This window comes from Streptomyces sp. NPDC048185, from assembly GCF_043202495.1.
GTDB lineage: Bacteria > Actinomycetota > Actinomycetes > Streptomycetales > Streptomycetaceae > Streptomyces.
Map to the genome: position 1 here is coordinate 814,156 of NZ_JBIDAN010000001.1, position 18,539 is coordinate 832,694.

Annotated in this window: 16 protein-coding genes and 2 tRNA genes; 3 read left to right on the forward strand and 15 right to left on the reverse strand. The window is 73.1% G+C overall.

Annotation, left to right across the window (positions count from 1 at the left end):
- The 5 genes from ACGF3H_RS03680 to leuS all read right to left on the reverse strand — a co-directional run bounded on the left by ACGF3H_RS03680 (position 1) and on the right by leuS (position 8,653).
- Positions 1-2,697 (reverse strand): ComEC/Rec2 family competence protein, encoded by a 2,697-nt coding sequence (locus ACGF3H_RS03680; RefSeq protein WP_393816449.1) that lies wholly within the window; start codon positions 2,695-2,697, stop codon positions 1-3.
- Positions 2,694-3,809, reverse strand: a complete 1,116-nt coding sequence (locus tag ACGF3H_RS03685; protein WP_362488773.1) for a ComEA family DNA-binding protein — start codon at positions 3,807-3,809, stop codon at positions 2,694-2,696. Before ACGF3H_RS03685 ends, ACGF3H_RS03680 begins: the two co-directional genes overlap by 4 nt.
- A 140-nt stretch (positions 3,810-3,949) precedes the next feature.
- On the reverse strand, positions 3,950-4,795 hold the full coding sequence (locus ACGF3H_RS03690; protein WP_362488775.1) for a DegV family protein: 846 nt from the start codon (positions 4,793-4,795) through the stop codon (positions 3,950-3,952).
- A 93-nt stretch (positions 4,796-4,888) separates the two neighbouring features.
- Positions 4,889-5,626 carry a hypothetical protein gene (locus ACGF3H_RS03695; protein WP_362488777.1) on the reverse strand — a complete coding sequence of 246 codons (738 nt, stop codon included), beginning with the start codon at positions 5,624-5,626 and terminating at the stop codon, positions 4,889-4,891.
- A 147-nt stretch (positions 5,627-5,773) separates the two neighbouring features.
- On the reverse strand, positions 5,774-8,653 hold the full coding sequence (leuS, locus tag ACGF3H_RS03700) for a leucine--tRNA ligase (RefSeq protein ID WP_362488779.1): 2,880 nt from the start codon (positions 8,651-8,653) through the stop codon (positions 5,774-5,776).
- A 518-nt stretch (positions 8,654-9,171) separates the two neighbouring features.
- Between leuS and ACGF3H_RS03705 the strand changes: the two genes are divergently transcribed.
- Together ACGF3H_RS03705 and ACGF3H_RS03710 are read left to right on the forward strand one after the other, a co-directional pair.
- On the forward strand, positions 9,172-10,413 hold the full coding sequence (locus tag ACGF3H_RS03705; protein WP_362488781.1) for a cytochrome b/b6 domain-containing protein: 1,242 nt from the start codon (positions 9,172-9,174) through the stop codon (positions 10,411-10,413).
- A complete protein-coding gene (locus tag ACGF3H_RS03710; RefSeq protein WP_362488783.1) occupies positions 10,410-12,020 on the forward strand; it encodes an NADH-ubiquinone oxidoreductase-F iron-sulfur binding region domain-containing protein in 1,611 nt (536 codons plus the stop codon). The genes ACGF3H_RS03705 and ACGF3H_RS03710 overlap by 4 nt, the downstream gene beginning before the upstream one ends.
- A gap of 55 nt (positions 12,021-12,075) precedes the next feature.
- Here ACGF3H_RS03710 and ACGF3H_RS03715 read toward each other — a convergent pair.
- From ACGF3H_RS03715 to ACGF3H_RS03760, 10 genes are all read right to left on the reverse strand, one after another.
- Positions 12,076-12,148: transfer RNA gene (locus ACGF3H_RS03715), tRNA-Ala, on the reverse strand.
- 113 nt (positions 12,149-12,261) lie between these two features.
- The gene (locus ACGF3H_RS03720; protein ID WP_003976229.1) at positions 12,262-12,495 is read right to left on the reverse strand and encodes a hypothetical protein; all 234 of its coding nucleotides are present in this window, start codon (positions 12,493-12,495) and stop codon (positions 12,262-12,264) included.
- A 3-nt stretch (positions 12,496-12,498) separates the two neighbouring features.
- Complete coding sequence (locus ACGF3H_RS03725; protein ID WP_225635920.1) at positions 12,499-12,672, reverse strand: hypothetical protein; 174 nt, start codon at positions 12,670-12,672, stop codon at positions 12,499-12,501.
- Positions 12,673-12,885: 213 nt separating this feature from the next.
- Positions 12,886-12,958: transfer RNA gene (locus ACGF3H_RS03730), tRNA-Ala, on the reverse strand.
- Between the two features lie 119 nt (positions 12,959-13,077).
- Positions 13,078-13,749 (reverse strand): histidine phosphatase family protein, encoded by a 672-nt coding sequence (locus ACGF3H_RS03735; protein ID WP_362488785.1) that lies wholly within the window; start codon positions 13,747-13,749, stop codon positions 13,078-13,080.
- On the reverse strand, positions 13,746-14,192 hold the full coding sequence (gene rsfS / locus ACGF3H_RS03740; protein ID WP_362488787.1) for a ribosome silencing factor: 447 nt from the start codon (positions 14,190-14,192) through the stop codon (positions 13,746-13,748). Before rsfS ends, ACGF3H_RS03735 begins: the two co-directional genes overlap by 4 nt.
- A gap of 85 nt (positions 14,193-14,277) precedes the next feature.
- Complete coding sequence (locus ACGF3H_RS03745) at positions 14,278-16,041, reverse strand: LCP family protein (RefSeq protein ID WP_362488789.1); 1,764 nt, start codon at positions 16,039-16,041, stop codon at positions 14,278-14,280.
- Between the two features lie 16 nt (positions 16,042-16,057).
- The gene (gene nadD / locus ACGF3H_RS03750; protein ID WP_362488790.1) at positions 16,058-16,744 is read right to left on the reverse strand and encodes a nicotinate-nucleotide adenylyltransferase; all 687 of its coding nucleotides are present in this window, start codon (positions 16,742-16,744) and stop codon (positions 16,058-16,060) included.
- Between the two features lie 50 nt (positions 16,745-16,794).
- Positions 16,795-16,959, reverse strand: coding sequence for a hypothetical protein (locus tag ACGF3H_RS03755; RefSeq protein WP_094057638.1), 165 nt, complete (start codon positions 16,957-16,959; stop codon positions 16,795-16,797).
- Positions 16,960-17,103: 144 nt separating this feature from the next.
- Entirely contained in the window at positions 17,104-17,265 is a 162-nt protein-coding gene (locus tag ACGF3H_RS03760; RefSeq protein WP_362488791.1) for a hypothetical protein, read from the reverse strand.
- A gap of 140 nt (positions 17,266-17,405) precedes the next feature.
- Here ACGF3H_RS03760 and ACGF3H_RS03765 point away from each other — a divergent pair, with 140 nt between their 5' ends.
- On the forward strand, positions 17,406-18,533 hold the full coding sequence (locus ACGF3H_RS03765; RefSeq protein ID WP_362488793.1) for a M48 family metallopeptidase: 1,128 nt from the start codon (positions 17,406-17,408) through the stop codon (positions 18,531-18,533).
- The last annotated feature ends 6 nt before the right edge of the window (positions 18,534-18,539 follow it).

An 18,539-nucleotide genomic window follows, 5' to 3' on the forward strand; every position in this document is an offset into this window, starting at 1 on the left:
TCAGTCTCCCGCCACCCGCAGCGCCTCACCGGTGCCGGTGACCGCCAGCGCTCCGTCCCGGTCCGTGCGCAGTACCGCCGCGCCGCCGGCCCGCAGTGCCGCGACCGTGGCGGGCGCCGGGTGCCCGTACGTGTTGTCCTCGCCGCAGCTGATCAGCGCCAGGCGCGGTGCCACCCGCCGCAGCAGGTCCGGGTCCTGGTGGGCGGAGCCGTGGTGGGCCACCTTGAGCACGTCGACACCCGCCAGCTCCGCTGCCGCCGGCGACCGCGCCAGCTCCCGCTGGGCCGGGGGTTCGAGGTCGCCGAGCAGCAGCAGGCGCAGCCCGGCCGTCCGCACCAGCAGGGTGACGCTGGCGTCGTTGGGGCCGTCCGTGCTCGCCGGTGGGCCCGGTGCCGGGGCCGTCGGCGCGCCCGGCGCCGCGCCCCGCCCCGGCGTCGGCGGCGGTGGCGGTGGCGGTGGCGGTGGCGGTGGCCAGACCACCTTCCAGGACAGCGGACCGGTCCTCCGCTCTTCACCGGCGGCGGCCTGCCGCACGGGGATCCGTCGTGCCGCCGCCTCTCTGCGGACGAATTCGGCCTGGTCCGCGGGTTCCTCGAGCCCCGTCGTCTCGATCGCGCCCACCGGACGTCCCCGCAGCACCCCGGGCAGTCCGGCCACGTGGTCGGCGTGGAAGTGGGTCAGTACCACCAGCGGGACCCTGGTGATGCCGAGCGAGCGCAGACAGCGGTCGACGAGCGCCGGATCGGGTCCGGCGTCCACGACCACTCCCGTGCCCGGGCCGGCCGCGAGCACCATGGCGTCCCCCTGCCCCACGTCGCACATCACCATCCGCCAGCCCGGCGGCGGCCACCCCGTGATCACCCGTGGCAGCGGCCCCGGTTGCACCACCGCCAGCACCAGCAGCAGTACGCAGACACCGCACCACCACGGATGCCTCAGCAACCGCCGGCCGGCGAGCAGCACGCCCACCGTGGCGACGGCGAGCAGCGCCGCCCCCGTCCAGCCGCCCGGCCAGTCCACCCCCGCTCCGGGCAGCGCGGCCCCGGCCCGGGCGATCCTCGCGATCCACTCGGCCGGCCAACCCGCGCACCAGGCACACCCCTTGGCCACCGGCATCGACAACGGGGCCGTCGCCAGGGCCGCGAAACCCAGCACCGTGGCCGGCGCCACCGCGAACTCCACGAGCAGGTTGCACGGCACCGCCACCAGGCTCACCCGGGCCGACAGCACGGCGACCACCGGTGCGCACAGGGCCTGCGCGGCCCCCGCCGCCGCCAGCGCCTCGGCGAGCCGGGGAGGGACCCGGCGTCGGCGCAGCGCCGCGCTCCACCGGGGCGCGAGCGTGAGCAGGGCGCCGGTGGCCAGCACGGAGAGCAGGAAGCCGTAACTCCGGGCCAGCCACGGGTCGTACAGCACCAGCAGCAGGACGGCCGTCGCCAGCGCCGGGATCAGGGACCTGCGGCGTCCGGTCGCGAGGGCGAGCAGGGCGACGGAGCCGCAGGCGGCGGCCCGCAGCACGCTCGGGTCGGGCCGGCACACGATGACGAAGCCGAGCGCCAGCACCCCGCCCAGCAGGGCGGTGGCGCGCAGGGAGATGCCGAGGCGGGGCGCCAGGCCCCGGCGCTCGCTGTGCTGGGCGAGCCCCGGCGGTCCGAGCAGCAGGGCGAGCAGAATGGTGAAGTTGGCGCCGGACACCGCCAGTGTGTGCGCGAGGTCGGTCTCCTTGAACGCCTCGTCCAGGTCGGGGGTGACGCGGGAGGTGTCCCCGACGACCAGGCCGGGCAGCAGCGCCCGCGCGTCCGCCGGCAGCCCGTCGGTCGCCTCCCGCAGTCCGGCGCGCAGCCGCCCGGCCAGCCGCTGCGGCCCGGACGGCCCGGCCACCACGTCCGGTGCCTCCCGGCCGCGCACCCGCAGCACGGCGGCGACCCGGTCGCCGCTCACCCGGGGAGGCGCCGTCCGCGCGACGACGCGCAACCGCGTGGTCGGCAGCAGGGCGAGCCAGGGTCCGGCAGCCGGCCCCGCACCGGAGACACGGTCACCGCCCCCGGCACCTGCACCGCCTCCGCCTCGGCCTCCGGCACCAGCACCAGCACCAGCACCAGCACCAGCACCAGCACCACGGTCACCGCTCCCGGCAGCGCCCTCAGCGGCGTCGACCATCACCAGCACCGGCGCACGCGTCGACACCGTCCTTCCGTCGGCCTGCTCGACCCGGCGTACGTCGGCCTCGATCACCACGGCCGGCGGCGTCATGCGGTCCCCGCGAACGCGGGGCCGGGTGAGCCGGGGGTCCGCGGTGATCTCCACCTCGGCGGTCACGGTCGCGTACTGCCGGGCCAGTGCGGGCACGGGGCCCCGGCGCAGGTCCGCTCCGTGCAGCGCCGCCGAGGCGGCGGACGCGGCCACGCAAAGGAACACGGCGGCGACCGACACCGGCGCCCACCCGCGAGCGGCGCGCCCCCGCGTCCCCAGCAGCAGGGCGCCGGCCGTCGCCAGGCAACCGAGCACCACGCCGAGGGACCACTCCGGCGCCGCGTCCAGCGTCAGTGCCGCCGTTGCCCAGGCAGCCGCCGCGGGCGGCACGAGCCGCAGGTCCGTGGGCCCTTCCTGCCGGGGACGAGCGGCACCGAGCCGATGCCCGGACGCGGCGTGCACCGCAGCGCGGGCGGCGGCGGGCGCCCCCGTCGACGTGCTCATGGCCGGACGAGGTCGCGCAGATCGGCGAAGCGGCGCTCGCCGATGCCGTTGACCTCCCGCAACTCGTCCACCGACCGGAAACCGCCGTGCTGCGTGCGGTAGTCGACGATGTGCTGGGCGAGGACCGGGCCGACGCCCGGCAGTGTCTCGAGCTGGTCCACGGTCGCCGTGCTGAGGGAGACCGGGGCCGCCGGGGCCGCGCCCGCCACCGGGCCGGCCGGGCCACCCGGCACCGGGCCGCCCGCGCCTGTCGCCGCGCCGGGAGGCACGGGCGCGCCGACGATCACCTGTTCGCCGTCCACCAGGAAGCGCGCCCGGTTCAGTCCGTCGGTCTTCGTACCCGGCCGCACGCCTCCGGCCGCCCGCAGGGCGTCCTCGACCCGGGACCCGGCCGGCAGGCGGTGGATCCCCGGCTCTCGGACCTTGCCGCCGACGTCCACGACGATCTCGGCCCCGGCCGAGGGCGTCGCCGTGGACCGGCGCGGACCGTTCGCCGTGCCTTCGCCGGCCGGGGCACCGCCCTGCCCCTGCGTGCCGTGAGCCGCGACGGCCCGCACCACGTCCGGGGCCGCCACCGTCTCGGTGCGGCCGGCCCAGAAGTGCTGCACGGCGAGGACCGCGGCGACGACGAGCAGTGCCGCGAGCGCGGCCACGCTGCGCCGCTCCATCGCGCACCGGTTCTGCAGCCACACCGGCATCCGCTCGCGCAGCGCGGGCCCGACCCGCTCCCGCCACGTCGGCGCGGCGGTGTCGGCCGGTTCGCCGCACCCCGCCGGCGCAGCGAACCCGACGGACCCGGCGCCGGCCCTGACCCCCGGGGGCCGGTCCGCAGCGTCGGCGGCCGGACCGCCGGGCGGCCCCGTCCCCGACTCCCGCCACTTCCCGGCGGGTTCGGCGCGCTCGGCACGTTCGGCACCTACGGCTCGTCCCGCTCGTCCGGCGAAGAGTGCCTCCGCGCGCCGGCGGACTTCCTCCTGCGGCGCGTGACGGTGCCGTGCCCGGCCGCGAGGGTGCGGGCGGCGCCGGTCCGGGCGGGTGCGGCCGTCGGACGCCGGTCCACGGCCCGGTCCGCTGCTCGGGGCTGCTGTGCGGGTGCGTGATCGAAGAGCCATGCGCCGAGCATCGGACACGTCGTCCGACCCGAGATGATCATGGTCGAGATCCGTGGACCGTCATCGGGTTGTGGATATCTCCCCCACCCACACGGGTGACGGAGGACGGCGCGGCGACGGCGGTTCGACCCGCCCGGCCGCTACCGCGACGAGACCACGACTCCCAGCAACCCGGGCCCGGTGTGCGCCCCGATCACCGCGCCGACCTCGCTCACATGCAGGTCGGCCAGCCCCGGCACCCTCTCCCGCAGGCGGTCCGCCAGCGCCGACGCCCGGTCGGGGGCGGCGAGATGGTGGACGGCGATGTCGACCGGAGCGCTGCCCGCACGCTCGGCGACGATCTCCTCCAGGCGGGCGATCGCCTTCGACGCCGTCCGCACCTTCTCCAGCGGTTCGATCCGGCCGCCGCTCAGCTGGAGCAGCGGCTTCACCGCGAGCGCGGAACCGAACAGCGCCTGTGCCGCCCCGATCCGGCCGCCGCGGCGCAGATAGTCGAGGGTGTCGACGTAGAAAAAGGCGGCCGTGCCCGCGGCGCGCTTCTCCGCCGCCGTGACGGCTTCGTCCACCGTGCCGCCCGTCTCCGCCGTCCCGGCCGCGGCGAGCGCGCAGAACCCGAGGGCCATCGCGATCATTCCGGTGTCCACGACCCGCACCGGGACCGGCGCCTCGCGCGCGGCGACGACCGCGGCGTCGTAGGTGCCCGAGAGCTCGGCGGACAGGTGGAGGGAAACGATGCCGTCGGCACCCGACTCGGCGATCTTCCGGTAGGTCTCGGCGAAGAGCTCGGGGCCGGGGCGTGAGGTGGTGACCGGGCGTCGCTTCTGCAGGGCCTGTGCCAGCGAACGGGTCGAGATCTCGGTGCCCTCCTCCAGGGCCCGGTCTCCCAGGACCACCGTCAGGGGTACCGCGGTGATGCGGTGCCGCTCCATCGTCGTGGCCGGGAGGTAGGCCGTTGAATCCGTGACGATCGCGACATGGCGGGACATGAGCTGGAGGTTACCTGGCGTAGTGCCCATACGGCAGACCGGCCCCGACGACCGGGCGACACCGGGCGCCGTCGAGCGGGGTCGGGGCCCCGGTCAGGCCGTGTTCTCCGGGCGGGCCTGCTTCTGCCAGGGGTGCACGGGCCGGGGTCCGGGCGGGGTGATGGCGGGCCGGGCCGACTCCTGGGAGGCCTCGTCCTGCCGCGGCGGCTCGGGCCAACTCTGCCGGGCGGCCGGGGCGTCGTCGGCCGGAGCCTGGGGCCAGGACGGCGGCGCGGCGGACGGCTCGGTCTCCGTCCAGTGCCGCAGGGCACCGGCCTCCACGTCGATCTGGGCGCTGAGCGAGTCGAGGTCGTCGTCCGCGAAGCGGCGGGCGCGGTCGCGGGCCGCCCAGCGCAGGGACTCCGCGGACCGCGTGATGCGCTCGGTGCGCTCGCGCAGCGCGGGCAGGCGCTCGGCGAGCGTGGCCCGGTCCGGCTCGGTCTCCAGCCGCCTGAGCTCGCCGTCCAGTTCGAAGCCGTGCGCGCTGAGCCGCTCGAAGAGGGCGAGGGACTCCTTGAGGGACTCGTCCTCGGCCACGCCCGCGTGGAGCGCGTCCTGCGTGGCCCGCATCGACGTGCGCAGCGTCAGCCGCAGCTGCGCGAGCTCCGCCGCCGGCCCGGCCTGGACGAGGGACTTCGCCCGCAGTGTGTGGTCCTCGACCCTCCGGCGGGCCTGGGTGATGCCGCGGTCCACGCTGCGCTTGGCGGCGCCGACCGCCTTCACGGTGGCGTAGACGCCCAGCACGACGGCGAGCAGGAAGAGCAGGGCGATGACGGTGATCACTGCTTCCACGAAGCTCCTCCTCGAACGGTCCGGCCGCCCACCGGGGGCCACGGCGCCGGCCGCGCCGCTCTTCCACGGTAAACGCAGCGGGCAGGCCCAGGGTTCCGACAGAACCCCGAACCTGCCCGTAGGGGACCACCCCGAGCCGTCAGCCGGTCACGCCGGGACGATGTTCACCAGCTTCGGTGCCCGCACGACGACCTTGCGGATCCCGGCCCCGTCCAGCGCGGCCACGACCTTCTCGTCGGCCAGCGCCACCTTCTCCAGCTCCTCGTCGGAGATGGACGGGGCGACCTCCAGCCGCGCCTTGACCTTGCCCTTGATCTGCACGACGCAGGTCACGGTCTCGTCCACGACGTACGCCGGGTCGGCGACCGGGAAGTCCCGGTGGACGACCGAGCCGGTGTGGCCCAGCCTGCGCCACAGCTCCTCGGCGATGTGCGGGGCCAGCGGCGCCACCATCAGCACCAGCGGCTCGGCGACCGAGCGCGCGATGGGGCCGCCCGCCTTCGTCAGGTGGTTGTTCAGCTCGGTGACCTTGGCGATGGCGGTGTTGAACCGCATGCCCTCCAGGTCCTGGCGCACCCCGTCGATCGCCTTGTGCAGCGCCCGCAGCGTGTCCTCGTCGGGCTCGGCGTCCACGACGGTGACCTCGCCGCTGTCCTCGTCGACGACGTTGCGCCACAGCCGCTGCAGCAGCCGGAACTGGCCGACGACCGCGCGGGTGTCCCACGGCCGGGAGACGTCCAGCGGGCCCATCGCCATCTCGTACAGGCGCAGCGTGTCGGCGCCGTACTCGGCGCAGATCTCGTCCGGGGTGACCGCGTTCTTCAGGGACTTGCCCATCTTGCCCAGCAGCCGGGAGACCTTCTCGCCCTGGTACCAGTAGGCGCCGTCGCGCTCCTCCACCTCGGCGGCCGGCACGGCGATGCCGCGGCTGTCGCGGTAGACGTAGGCCTGGATCATGCCCTGGTTGAACAGCTTGTGGAACGGCTCGGCCGACGACACGTGCCCCAGGTCGAACAGGACCTTGGACCAGAAGCGCGCGTACAGCAGGTGCAGCACGGCGTGCTCGGCGCCGCCGACGTACAGGTCGACGCCGCCGTGCGGCAGGCCCTCGCGCGGACCCATCCAGTACTGCTCGATCTCGGGGTCGACCAGCCGCTCGCCGTTGTGCGGGTCCAGGTAGCGCAGCTCGTACCAGCAGGAACCGGCCCAGTTGGGCATGGTGTTGGTCTCGCGGCGGTACTTCTTCGGGCCGTCGCCCAGGTCCAGGGTGACGTTGACCCAGTCCTCGTTGCGCGACAGCGGCGTCTCGGGCCGGGTGTCGGCGTCGTCCGGGTCGAAGGTGCGCGGGGAGTAGTCCTCGACCTCGGGCAGCTCCAGCGGCAGCATCGACTCGGGCAGGGCGTGGGCGATGCCGTTCTCGTCGTAGACGATCGGGAAGGGCTCGCCCCAGTAGCGCTGGCGGCTGAACAGCCAGTCGCGCAGGCGGAAGTTGACGGTGCCCTCGCCGGTGCCGGTGCGCTCCAGCCACTCGGTGATGCGGGCCTTGGCGTCGACGACGCCCAGGCCGTCCAGGGAGACCGCGTCGTTCGTGGAGTTGATGATCTTCGCGTCGTACGAGGCGAAGGCGTCCTCCCACGTCGAGGTGTCGGTGCCGCGGCCGTCGGTCGGCTCGACGATGCAGCGGATCGGCAGCTCGAAGGCGCGGGCGAACTCGAAGTCGCGCTGGTCACCGGCCGGCACGGCCATGATCGCGCCGGTGCCGTAGCCCATCAGGACGTAGTCGGCGATGAAGACCGGGACCTGCTCGCCGTTGACCGGGTTGGTCGCGTACGCGCCGATGAAGACGCCCGTCTTGTCCTTGGCCTCGGCCTGGCGCTCGACGTCCGACTTCGAGGCGGCCTGCGCGCGGTAGGCGGCGACGGCCTCGGCGGGGGTCGCGTGACCGCCGGTCCACACCTGGTGGGTGCCCTCGGGCCAGGCGTCCGGGGTGAACTTCTCGACCAGCGGGTGCTCGGGCGCCAGCACCATGTAGGTCGCGCCGAACAGGGTGTCGGGGCGGGTGGTGAAGACGGTGATGCGCTCGCCGTCGACGGGGAAGTCCACGCGGGCGCCCTCGGAGCGGCCGATCCAGTTGCGCTGCTGCAGCTTGATGGCCTCGGGCCAGTCCAGCGCGTCCAGGTCCTCCAGCAGCCGGTCGGCGTAGGCGGTGATGCGCATGTTCCACTGGCGCAGCTTGGACTTGAAGACGGGGAAGTTGCCGCGCTCGGAACGGCCGTCGGCGGTGACCTCCTCGTTGGCCAGCACGGTGCCCAGGCCGGGGCACCAGTTGACGGGCGCGTCGGAGGCGTAGGCCAGGCGGTACTCGCCCAGGACGTCGGCGCGCTCGGCCTCGCTCAGCGTGCTCCAGGTGCGCCCGCCGGGCACCGCCCGCTCACCGGAGTCGAACTGCGCGACCAGCTCGCTGATCGGACGGGCCTTCTTCGCCTCGTCGTCGTACCAGGAGTTGAAGATCTGCAGGAAGATCCACTGGGTCCACTTGTAGTACTCGGGGTCGATCGTGGCGAACGACCGGCGCTTGTCGTGGCCCAGGCCCAGCCGGCGCAGCTGGGACTTCATGTTCTCCATGTTGGCCTCGGTCGACACCCGCGGGTGGGTGCCGGTCTGCACGGCGTACTGCTCGGCGGGCAGGCCGAAGGCGTCGAAGCCCAGCGTGTGCAGGACGTTGTGGCCGGTCATCCGCTGGAAGCGGGCGAAGACGTCGGTGGCGATGTAGCCCAGGGGGTGGCCGACGTGCAGGCCCGCACCGGAGGGGTACGGGAACATGTCCATGATGAACTTCTTGGGCCTGGCGACCAGCTCCGGGTCGCCCGCCAGGTCACCCTTGGGGTTCGGCGCGGCGTACGTCCCCTCGGCGTCCCAGAAGTCCTGCCAGCGTGCCTCGATCTCGGCGGCCATGGCAGCCGTGTAGCGGTGCGGCGCGGCGTCCGCCGTCACGGGGGCGGTCGCCGCGGGGTTCGTCTCGCTCATGATCCTCAAAGCTCCATCGATCGTCTCTGCCAGCGGCTGCGACATTCATGACCAGCGGCTGCGATTGCCGGGAAATGAAAAATCCCCTCGCACAGGAGGGGACGCCGCGCCGATTCCGGCCACCGGGCTACGACCGGGGTCGGGACTGATCAGCGCGGCTCGCTAAGCAGAAGGCGTACGGCACGCATGGCGTCAGGGTACCGCAGTCGCCGATCTGGCCGCGACGGGCTTCCCGGCGGCCCGGAATGCCGCCCGGATCCGCGCGAAACCTGAACCAAGGTCAAAGGTTACTTCGCGTAACGACCACTAAGGGGCATCACAACGAGCGCATTGTCATTTGATAACAACGCAATAACTCAAACCTCATACTCGTGAGTACGGCGCGACCTAGAGTGCGGCTGCGGGACCGCCTTCCCGAACCGCTTCGGAGTTGCCCCCATGAACCCTCCCCTGCACGACCCCCGTGGTGACAGTCCGTCCCCGTCCCCCGCCGCCGTGACGCGCGGAGGTGTGCCGCGGTGACGAACGACAGCACGGCGGACGACACCTTCGCCCAGTTCCTGAACTTCGGCGCCGGCGTCCTCTCCCTCGTCCTCCTGAGCTGCTCGGTGATCTGGGGTCTGGTCGCCCAGGACCGGATCGTCCTCGACGCCCGCCGGCGCATCCTGGCCCAGGCGGTGCACCGGAGCACCGCCGTCGCCTCCGTCGTGTTCCTCCTGATCCACATCGTGGTCAAGCTGGTGCTGGACCACACCACGTGGGTCGCCGCGGTGATCCCGTTCGGGCTCCTGGCGACGGAGGACGAGGAGTTCGGCGGCAGGGCTGTCCTGATCGGCCTCGGCACCCTGGCCAGCATGCTCATGATCTTCGTGGGCGTCACCGGTGCCCTCCGCAACCGCTTCGCCTCACCCGCCCCGGTGGCCGCCCGCTGGCGGGCCATGCACATGCTGGCCTACCCGGCCTGGTGCGCCGCACTGCTGCACGGGCTCTACGCGGGTCGCGCGGCGAAGCCGCTCTTCACGGTCCTGTACGGACTCTCGCTGCTGGGCGTCATGGCGGCCCTGGCGCTGCGCGCGGCCCCCCGCCCGGTCAAGCGCCGGGTCGCCGACAGGATCGCCGGGTTCCTCGGGACGGAGGGCCGGGCGGTCCGGGAGGAGGCGGCGGAGCTCCGGACCCGGGCGACGGCCGGCGCCGCACGGCCGGGCCGCGAGAGCCGCGAGGCCCCCGCACCGCGCGGGGCGTACCCGACCGCACCGCTGTACGAGCCCGCGGAACGCCTCGCTCCCCCGGCCCAGGAGCCGCCGAGCGGCTTCGCCGCGGCCTACCGTGCCGTCTCCGGCTCCTCCCGGGCGCGGCAGCGGCCCCTGACCGCCGACCGGACCGTGCAGGCCGAGCTGCCGCCGGACCTGCGGCCCACCGAGGCGATGCCCCTCGTCGACAGCGGCGCCGGCACCTCGGGCAGCTGGCCGGTACCGTCGCCGCCCCCGGTCGGCGAGGCACCTCCGTCCGCCTACGACCCGTTCCAGGACACCGGACACACCATCCCGGCCTACGGCAATCCGGGCACGCCCCGGCACGCCGGGAGTGACGTGTACGACACCGGTGAGACAAACGACCCCTACGGCACGTACTACCCGCACGACACGTACAACAGCGGTCCCGCCACTGAACCGACCCCCGGTGCGTCCCCCAGGTCCCGCGACTTCGACGCACCGGGTTCCGGCGAACCCTGGAACACGCCTTCCGGAGGCTCTTGGTGAACGAGGCCCTGCCCGACGTCCCCGAAGTCCGCGTGGTCGGGCTTCCCCAGCTCACGTCGGGCTTCGACCTTGTCGAAAGACTGGATCTGCCCATGCACCTCAAGGTGCACGGGCCACTCGAACCCCTGGGCGGCGAGCAGCTCGCCCAGCTCGCCGAACGCATCAACCTCAGGGGCCGCGGCGGCGCGGGCTTCCCCTTCCACAAGAAGCTGCGCTCGGTCGCCGAAGCGGCGATCAAGCGCGGCGTGCGGCCGGTCGTCGTCGTCAACGGCAGCGAGGACGAACCGGCCTGCCGCAAGGACACGGTGCTGATCAACCGTGCCCCGCACCTGATCCTGGACGGCGCGCTGCTGTGCGCCGAGGCCATGGGCGCCCGCACCCTCGTCATCGGGGTGACCCGGGAGTCCACGCAGCGCTCCATGGAGGCCGCCCTCGCCGAACGCGGCCTGAGCAACGGGCGCCGTTCCGCCCTGCGCGCCCGGGTGCAGCGCAATCCGGTGCGGATGGTCACCGGTGCCGCGGCCTCGCTGATCCGCTCCATCGACGGCGGCCCGGCGATCCCGCCCGGCCGCAAGGTCAGCGCGTCGAGGAGCGGCGTCGGCGGCGCCCCGACGCTGTTGTCCAACGCCGAGACCTTCGCCCAGCTGGCGATCGCCGCCCGCATCGGCCCCGAGCGCTACGGCAACACCGGCCTGTACGACGAGCCGGGCACCGTCATGCTCACGGTCTCCGGCGCGGTGGCCCGCCCGATGGTGATCGAGGTGCCCACCGGCGTGCCCCTGCGCTACGTCCTCCAGCTGGCCGGCGCCCCGCCGGTGCCGCAGGGCGTGCTGACCGGCGGCTACCACGGCAAGTGGATCGACGCGGCGACCGTCGACGAGGCGGTCGTCTCCCGCAACTCGCTCCAGCAGGTGGGCGGCTCGCTCGGCGCGGGCGCGATCCTGCCGATCGGTCAGAACACCTGCCCGCTGGGCGAGTCGCTGCGGGTGGCGCAATGGCTGGCACAGGAGAGCGCCGGCCAGTGCGGCCCCTGCTACCTGGGTCTGCCGGCCGCGGCGCGCGGCATGGAGGACATCCTGAACGGCGGCGGACCGGCCGCCCTGGAGGCGCTCAAGCAGGTCGCCAGGAACGTCAAGCGGCGCGGCGCCTGCTCGCACCCCGACGGTTCGGCGATGTTCCTGGAGTCGACCGTCAAGGCCTTCACGGACGACCTCGCCGCCCACGTCCTCGGCAACGGCTGTGGGCGGCCCGTGGAGGGCGTCCTGCCGCTCTTCGAGGGCGGCGCGTCCCCGACGGGCGTCCCGGGCGGCGGGGAGGAGAACGGCCCCAGCCGCCAGAAGATCTACGTCGACTGGACGCTGTGCCGGGGCCACGGCCTGTGCGCGGACATCCTCCCCGAGGTCTTCGAGCTCGGCGCCGACGGCTTCCCGACGGTGGCACAGGCGGACGTGCCGCGCTTCGCGGAGGACAAGGCGGTGCGCGCGGTGCGCCGCTGCCCGGCGCTCGCCCTGCGCATCGAGGAGGACACCCGTGCGCAGGCTCCCGCCTCGCGCGCCAATCTGCCGGTGCTCTCCCAGGGCCGGGGCCGCCGGGCGCTCGGACGCTGAGCGGAGGCCGGACACGAACAAACCCCCCGGATCGGTGATCCGGGGGGTTTCCCTGTGGAGCTAAGGAGAATTGAACTCCTGACCTCCTGCATGCCATGCAGGCGCTCTACCAACTGAGCTATAGCCCCTTGTTCCTGCGTTCCGCCCGGTTTCCCCGGCGGCGACGCCAACATTACACGGTCCACCGGGCCAAACACCAAATCGTTTCCAGTTTGCCCGTTTTGCCCTGTTGTGACGGCCGTTACGCCGTCACGAACGAGTAGAACCGCTTGAGCGTGCAGTGCTCCTCCAGGAGCCGGCCGTAGATCGGCTCGCCCTCGAGTTCGCGGTACGTCTCGATCGGGTCGCCCTTTATGATCAGCGCCCGCGCGCACTCCTCGCACCAGTACTGGTAGTCCGGGTTGACCGGCTCCATGTCCCGGACGATCGGGGTGCCGCTGCCGCACCAGTCGCACTTCCGCCTGTGTGCACCCATCGGTCAGCTCCAGCTGTGGCCGCAGGCCGTGCACACGTAGGAGATGCCGCCGTTGTCACCGAGGACCTGGGCAACGTGCGCGGAACCGCAGGAAGGGCAGCTGAGACGGGTGGCCACGTTCCGTGTCACCGCTCCACCGAGGAGGTGACCGACCTCCTCGAGGATGCTCGCAGGCATCGCCACTCCCTCCCGTCGGGCCGCGGTCCCCTTCCGGCCGTTTGATTCTGCCACGACCGGGCCAACACGGTCAGCGACGCCTCGGTACCGGTCCGGACACGGAGCCCTCGCCGCGCCTCACGGGGGTATACGCCCCCGGGGGCGCTGCTGCTCAACCGCGGGCGCAACGAAAAATCCCGCCCCCCGAGGGGGACGGGATTCGTCCGTGGGCTGTGGAGCTAAGGAGAATTGAACTCCTGACCTCCTGCATGCCATGCAGGCGCTCTACCAACTGAGCTATAGCCCCTTGCTGCCACTCGGCGATGCCGTGTGGGTTTCGCCCCGCTCGGCGGGGCGAACAAGAAGAACTTTAGCCTGCGACCTGCCGGAAAGTGAAATCCGGGTTCCCGGCCCGCCGCCCGCCGCTCAGTCGTCGTCGCCGAGCACCGGTTCCGGCAGCGTGCCGGCGTTGTGTTCCAGCAGCCGCCAGCCGCGGGCGCCCTCGCCCAGGACGGACCAGCAGCAGTTGGTCAGGCCGCCGAGACTCTCCCAGCTGCGCGGCTCCAGTCCGAGGAGGCGTCCGATGGTGGTGCGGATGGTGCCGCCGTGGCTGACCACGACGAGGGTGCCGTCCTCGGGGAGCTTCTCGGCGTGCCGGAGCACCACCGGGGCGGCCCGGTCGGCCACCTCGGTCTCGAGCTCACCGCCGCCGCGGCGGACGGGCTCCCCGCGCTTCCACGCCGCGTACTCCTCGCCGTACCGGGCGATGATCTCCTCGTGCGTCAGGCCCTGCCAGACGCCCGCGTAGGTCTCCCGCAGGCCCTCCTCGAGGGTCACCTCGAGGCCGGTGAGCGCGGCGAGCTCGGCGGCCGTGTTCGCGGCGCGGCTGAGGTCGGAGGCGACGATCGCGTCGGGTCCCAGGCCGACCAGCAGCCGGGCGGCGCGGCGGGCCTGGGCGACGCCGGTCCCGGTGAGCTCGACGTCCGTGGAGCCCTGGAAGCGGCGCTCCACGTTCCACGAGGTCTGGCCGTGCCGCCACAGGATGACGCGCCTGCCGCGGCCCGCCTTCCCGGCCGTCGCCTCACCGGTGGCGCTCATCGCCAGTCCCCGTCGGTCTCCGTCGCCTCCTCGGCGGCCTGGAGCCGGGCGTGCTCCTCCGCCTTGCCGCGGGTCTCCTTGGCGTCGGCGGGCAGCTCCAGCTCGGGGCAGTCCTTCCACAGGCGCTCCAGCGCGTAGAAGACGCGCTCCTCGCTGTGCTGGACGTGGACGACGATGTCGACGTAGTCGAGCAGGACCCAGCGGGCCTCGCGGTCGCCCTCGCGGCGGACCGGCTTGGCGCCGAGTTCCTTGTTCAGCCGCTCCTCGATCTCGTCGACGATCGACTTGACCTGGCGGTCGTTGGGGGCGGAGGCCAGCAGAAAGGCATCCGTGATCGACAGCACGTCGCTGACGTCGTAGGCGATGACATCGTGCGCGAGCTTGTCGGCTGCCGCCTGCGCGGCGGCGTTGATGAGTTCGATGGAGCGGTCGGTCGCGGTCACTGCGTGGCTTTCGGTCGGCGGTCGGTTGACCTCAAGGGTCTCACGACCGCCGACGGTGCCCCACGGGACGACGCCGGTGTCCGGCCTACGCCGCCGGCTCGTAGTCCTGGCCGAGGACCACCGAGACGTCGGCGTTCGCCGCGACCTTGCCCTGGGTGACGGACCCGTCGGGCAGGCCCAGGGTCTTGGCGACCTGGACGGCGTTCTCCTTGTCGGCGGCCTCCGCGTACAGGACCTGCGACGTGGCCTCGGTGCCGGAGGCGGTGCCGCCCTCCACGAAGGTGAAGCCGCCGTTGAGGAGGGAGACGCGGGCCTTGCCGGTGCGGTCCTCCACGCCGGTGGCGTTGCGGACGGCGACGCTGACGGCCGCGTCCTCGTCGGGGCTCTTGGCGGTGCCGCCCAGGATGTCCTTGACGACACTGTCGCCGGTCTCGGCGCTGAGCCGGCCGTCGCTCCCGACGGGCAGCAGCGTGGTGCCGAAGTCGCCGCCCTTCGCGCGTTCGGAGAGCCCGGCGAGGAACGAGCCCAGGTCGCTCTCGGTGAGCGGCGGGTCGAGGACCAGGCCCAGCGTCTGGACCGTGGTCGTCGCGGCCTGCGGATCGGAGGACATCTTGCGCAGCACGCCGTGCAGGACCTGGCCGAACCGCTGGAGCTGGGCGTCGGCGGACTCCCCGGTGCCGCGGTGGGTGGCGTAGGCGACGGCCGCCTTGCCGCTGAGGGTCTGCTTGGGTCCCTTGTGCACGAGGGGCGCCGTGCCCTTGTCCTTGGCGGCCGGGTCGGGCACATCGGTGTCGGTGTCGATCTCGATGTTGCCGACCAGGTCCACCAGGATCTGCAGGAACGGGGTGTCCAGCCGCCAGCTGCCCTCGATGTCGGTGCCGAGGGCCGAGTCGAGCGCGGTCCGGGTGGCGTCGGGGCCGTCGTCGCCGACGGACTTGGCGAGCGTGGTGGTGGTTCCGTCGTCGCCGGTCAGGGCCAGCGAGTTGGGCAGCAGTACGGCGGTGCCCCGCTCGGTGGTGGTGTTGTCGACGAGCAGCGCCGTGGAGGTGCCGCCGCCCGCGGTGTCGTGCAGGTGGACGGCGATCACGTCGCGTTTCTGGGCGCCCGCGGCCGTCGTGCCGCCCGTCTCGGAGTCCGACGAGGACAGGCCGGGCAGCTTCCCGGCGTACCAGAGGTAGCCGACGCCGCCGACGGCGACGAGGGCCAGGACGACGACCAGGGCGACGACGCGCGTGCGGGCGCGGCGCCGGGCCTCCTCACGGCGCTCGGTGCGGTTCTCGGTGAACTTGAGCCAGTCGATGACGTCCTCGGAGTCGTCGGTCGGCTCCTCGACGAAGGCGAACTGCTCGGTCCTGTACTCCCGCTCCGGTTCGCCGGGGGCCTCCGGGTCCGGCGCCTCGGGCGGACCGGCCTGCTGCGGAATGTAGGCGGTCTGCTCGGTGACGAGCGGCTGCCGGCCGCTCGCCGCGGCCCGGCCGTACGGGTCGTACGAGGGCTGTCCGGCGTGGCCGTGGCCGCCGTACGGGCCGTGTCCGGCGTCGGGGACGGGCGGCTGCTGCCCGGTGTCCTGGCCGCCCTGGGCGGGGTAGGGGTCGTACGGCGTGGCGGTCTGCGGGGCGCCGGCGGCGTACGGGTCGTAGCCGTAGCCCTGCCCGTACTGGTCCTGCTGCTGCGCGTACTGCTGCTGCCCGTACTGCTGCTGTGCGTAGGGGTCGTACGTCTGCTGCTGCCCGGGCCCGCCCGGGTCCTGGGCCTGGCGGTGCACCGGCCGGCCGTACTCGTCGTAACCGACGAGCTCGTACGGGTCGGCCTGGCCGTTGCCGTAGCCCGCGTCGTATGGGTCGTTCACCGGTGCCCCTCTCGGCTCAGTCGCCGCGGTACAGCTGGCGCTTGTCGATGTAGCGCACGACTCCGTCGGGCACCAGGTACCAGACGGGGTCGCCCTTGGCGACTCTCGCACGGCAGTCGGTGGAGGAGATGGCGAGGGCGGGGACCTCGACCAGCGAGACACCGCCCTTGGGAAGCCCGGCGTCCGTCAGTGTGTGGCCGGGCCGGGTGACGCCGATGAAGTGCGCGAGGGAGAACAGCTCGTCGCTGTCGCGCCAGGTGAGGATCTGGGCGAGGGCGTCGGCGCCGGTGATGAAGAACAGGTCCGTGTCCGGGTTGAGCGCGCGCAGGTCCCGCAGGGTGTCCACGGTGTAGGTGGGGCCGCCGCGGTCGATGTCGATGCGGCTGACCGAGAACTGCGGGTTCTCGACGGTGGCGACGACCGTCATCAGGTAGCGGTCCTCGGCCGCGGAGACCACGCGGTGGCTCTTCTGCCAGGGCTGCCCGGTGGGGACGAAGACGACCTCGTCGAGGTGGAACTGCGCGGCGACCTCGCTGGCCGCGACCAGGTGCCCGTGGTGGATCGGGTCGAAGGTGCCGCCCATGACGCCGAGGCGGCGCTTGCCCGATCGCGCCGCGCCGTTGCCCGGGGCGGGCAACGAGCGGTCCTGTGTGCCCCTCGCCGCGTCGTGCGCCGGACCGGTAGGCATGTCCTGCTCTCCCATGCGTGCAGACCCTACCGGCCCGGTCCAGGCCCCCCGCTCCCCCCTCGCGCTCAGCGGTCGCGGTTGAAGCGCGTGGTGATCCACAGCAGGAGCAGCAGGATGAACAGCGCGGCGCCGCCGGTGAGGTAGGGGCTGAGGCTCTCGTGGTTGCCGCCGTGCTCCTCGCCCTCGGCAGCGAGAGTGACCAACTGGGCAGCAGTGCTGTGGAAGCTCATCTTCGGCAGGACCTATCCGGTGTGGGCGGGATAAAGACGTCGCGGCTCATCGTATGCGGGCCCGCCGCGGACGATCACGCCGACTCCGCCGTTGGGGACGGCCGCGGCCCTGGGCGGCCGTGGCCGGGGAACCTTCCGCCCGCCTCAGTCGTCCTTCCGCTTGTACCCCCGCAGCAGGAACCACGCGGTCAGCACACAGCCCAGCACCATCACGATCAGGACGACCCGGAGCAGATTGCCCGCCCCTTGCTGCTCGGCCGCGGTCGCCGCCTCGGCGAGCCAGGCGGTGTGGGGGGTGTGGTCCATGACGGTGACTCCTTCGCTGTACTGCCCGTCCACGGTATCTCCGCCTAGGCTGGGCTCGGCTCCGGGGGCGCAAAGGGCCGCACAAGGGTTCGCAAAGGGCCTTCCCACGCACAGGCCCACAGACGCACATGGGGGAAGACATGTCCGACGGCCACCAGCACAACGGGCACGAGAGGGTGCCGGGCAGGCAGCGCAGGCGCTTCCCGGGGATCTCCTCGCGTGCGTACGAGCATCCGGCCGACCGCAGTGCCCTGGTGGCGTTGCGCAAGCTGAGCGGCTTCGACACGGTGTTCAAGGCCCTGAGCGGCCTGCTGCCCGAGCGGAGCCTGCGCCTGCTGTTCCTGTCCGACTCGGTGCGCGTCTCGGACCGGCAGTTCGCCCATCTGCACGACATGCTGCGCGACGCCTGCTACATCCTGGACCTGGAGAAGGTCCCGCCGATGTACGTCAACCAGGACCCGGTCCCGAACGCGATGTGCATCGGCCTGGACGAGCCGATCATCGTCGTCACCACGGGGCTCGTGGAACTGCTGGACGAGGAGGAGATGCGGGCGGTCGTCGGGCACGAGGTCGGCCACGCGCTGTCCGGCCACTCGGTGTACCGGACCGTCCTGCTCTTCCTGACGTCCCTCGCCGTCCGCGTCGCCTGGATCCCGCTGGGCAACGTGGCGATCATGGCGGTCGTGACCGCGCTGCGCGAGTGGTTCCGCAAGTCGGAGCTGTCCGCCGACCGCGCGGGGCTGCTGGTCGGCCAGGACCTCCAGGCGTCGATGCGGGGCCTGATGAAGATCGCGGGCGGGAACCACCTGCACGAGATGAACGTGGACGCGTTCCTGGAGCAGGCCGACGAGTACGAGGCCGGGGGCGACCTGCGCGACTCCGTGCTGAAGATCCTGAACGTGCTGCCCCGCACGCACCCGTTCAGCACGGTGCGGGCCGCCGAGCTGAAGAAGTGGGAGGCGTCCCGGGACTTCCAGCGGATCATGGACGGCCACTACCCGCGCCGCGAGGAGGACAAGGACGCCTCGGTCCGGGACTCCTTCCGCGAGTCGGCGGCCGGCTACGCCACCCATGTGCGCGATTCCAAGGACCCGCTGATGAAGCTGGTGAGCGACATCGCGGGCGGCGCCGGCGACCTGGGCGACCGGATGCGGCGGGGCTTCGGCGGCTTCACGAAGGGCGCGAACGGCGCGCACGGCGCTGACGGCTCCGCGGGGCCGGGCGGCCCGGGGGCGCCGGACGACCGTCCGCCGCGCGACGGCGCCTGAGCCCGC

Coding starts and splice junctions, on each gene's coding strand:
- ACGF3H_RS03680 (WP_393816449.1), bottom strand. CDS start 2,697: ATGAGCACGTCGACGGGGGCGCCCGCCGCCGCCCGCGCTGCGGTGCAC.
- ACGF3H_RS03685 (WP_362488773.1), bottom strand. CDS start 3,809: ATGGCTCTTCGATCACGCACCCGCACAGCAGCCCCGAGCAGCGGACCG.
- ACGF3H_RS03690 (WP_362488775.1), bottom strand. CDS start 4,795: ATGTCCCGCCATGTCGCGATCGTCACGGATTCAACGGCCTACCTCCCG.
- leuS (WP_362488779.1), bottom strand. CDS start 8,653: ATGAGCGAGACGAACCCCGCGGCGACCGCCCCCGTGACGGCGGACGCC.
- ACGF3H_RS03720 (WP_003976229.1), bottom strand. CDS start 12,495: ATGGGTGCACACAGGCGGAAGTGCGACTGGTGCGGCAGCGGCACCCCG.
- ACGF3H_RS03725 (WP_225635920.1), bottom strand. CDS start 12,672: ATGCCTGCGAGCATCCTCGAGGAGGTCGGTCACCTCCTCGGTGGAGCG.
- ACGF3H_RS03735 (WP_362488785.1), bottom strand. CDS start 13,749: ATGAGCGCCACCGGTGAGGCGACGGCCGGGAAGGCGGGCCGCGGCAGG.
- nadD (WP_362488790.1), bottom strand. CDS start 16,744: ATGGGAGAGCAGGACATGCCTACCGGTCCGGCGCACGACGCGGCGAGG.
- ACGF3H_RS03755 (WP_094057638.1), bottom strand. CDS start 16,959: ATGAGCTTCCACAGCACTGCTGCCCAGTTGGTCACTCTCGCTGCCGAG.
- ACGF3H_RS03760 (WP_362488791.1), bottom strand. CDS start 17,265: ATGGACCACACCCCCCACACCGCCTGGCTCGCCGAGGCGGCGACCGCG.
- ACGF3H_RS03765 (WP_362488793.1), top strand. CDS start 17,406: ATGTCCGACGGCCACCAGCACAACGGGCACGAGAGGGTGCCGGGCAGG.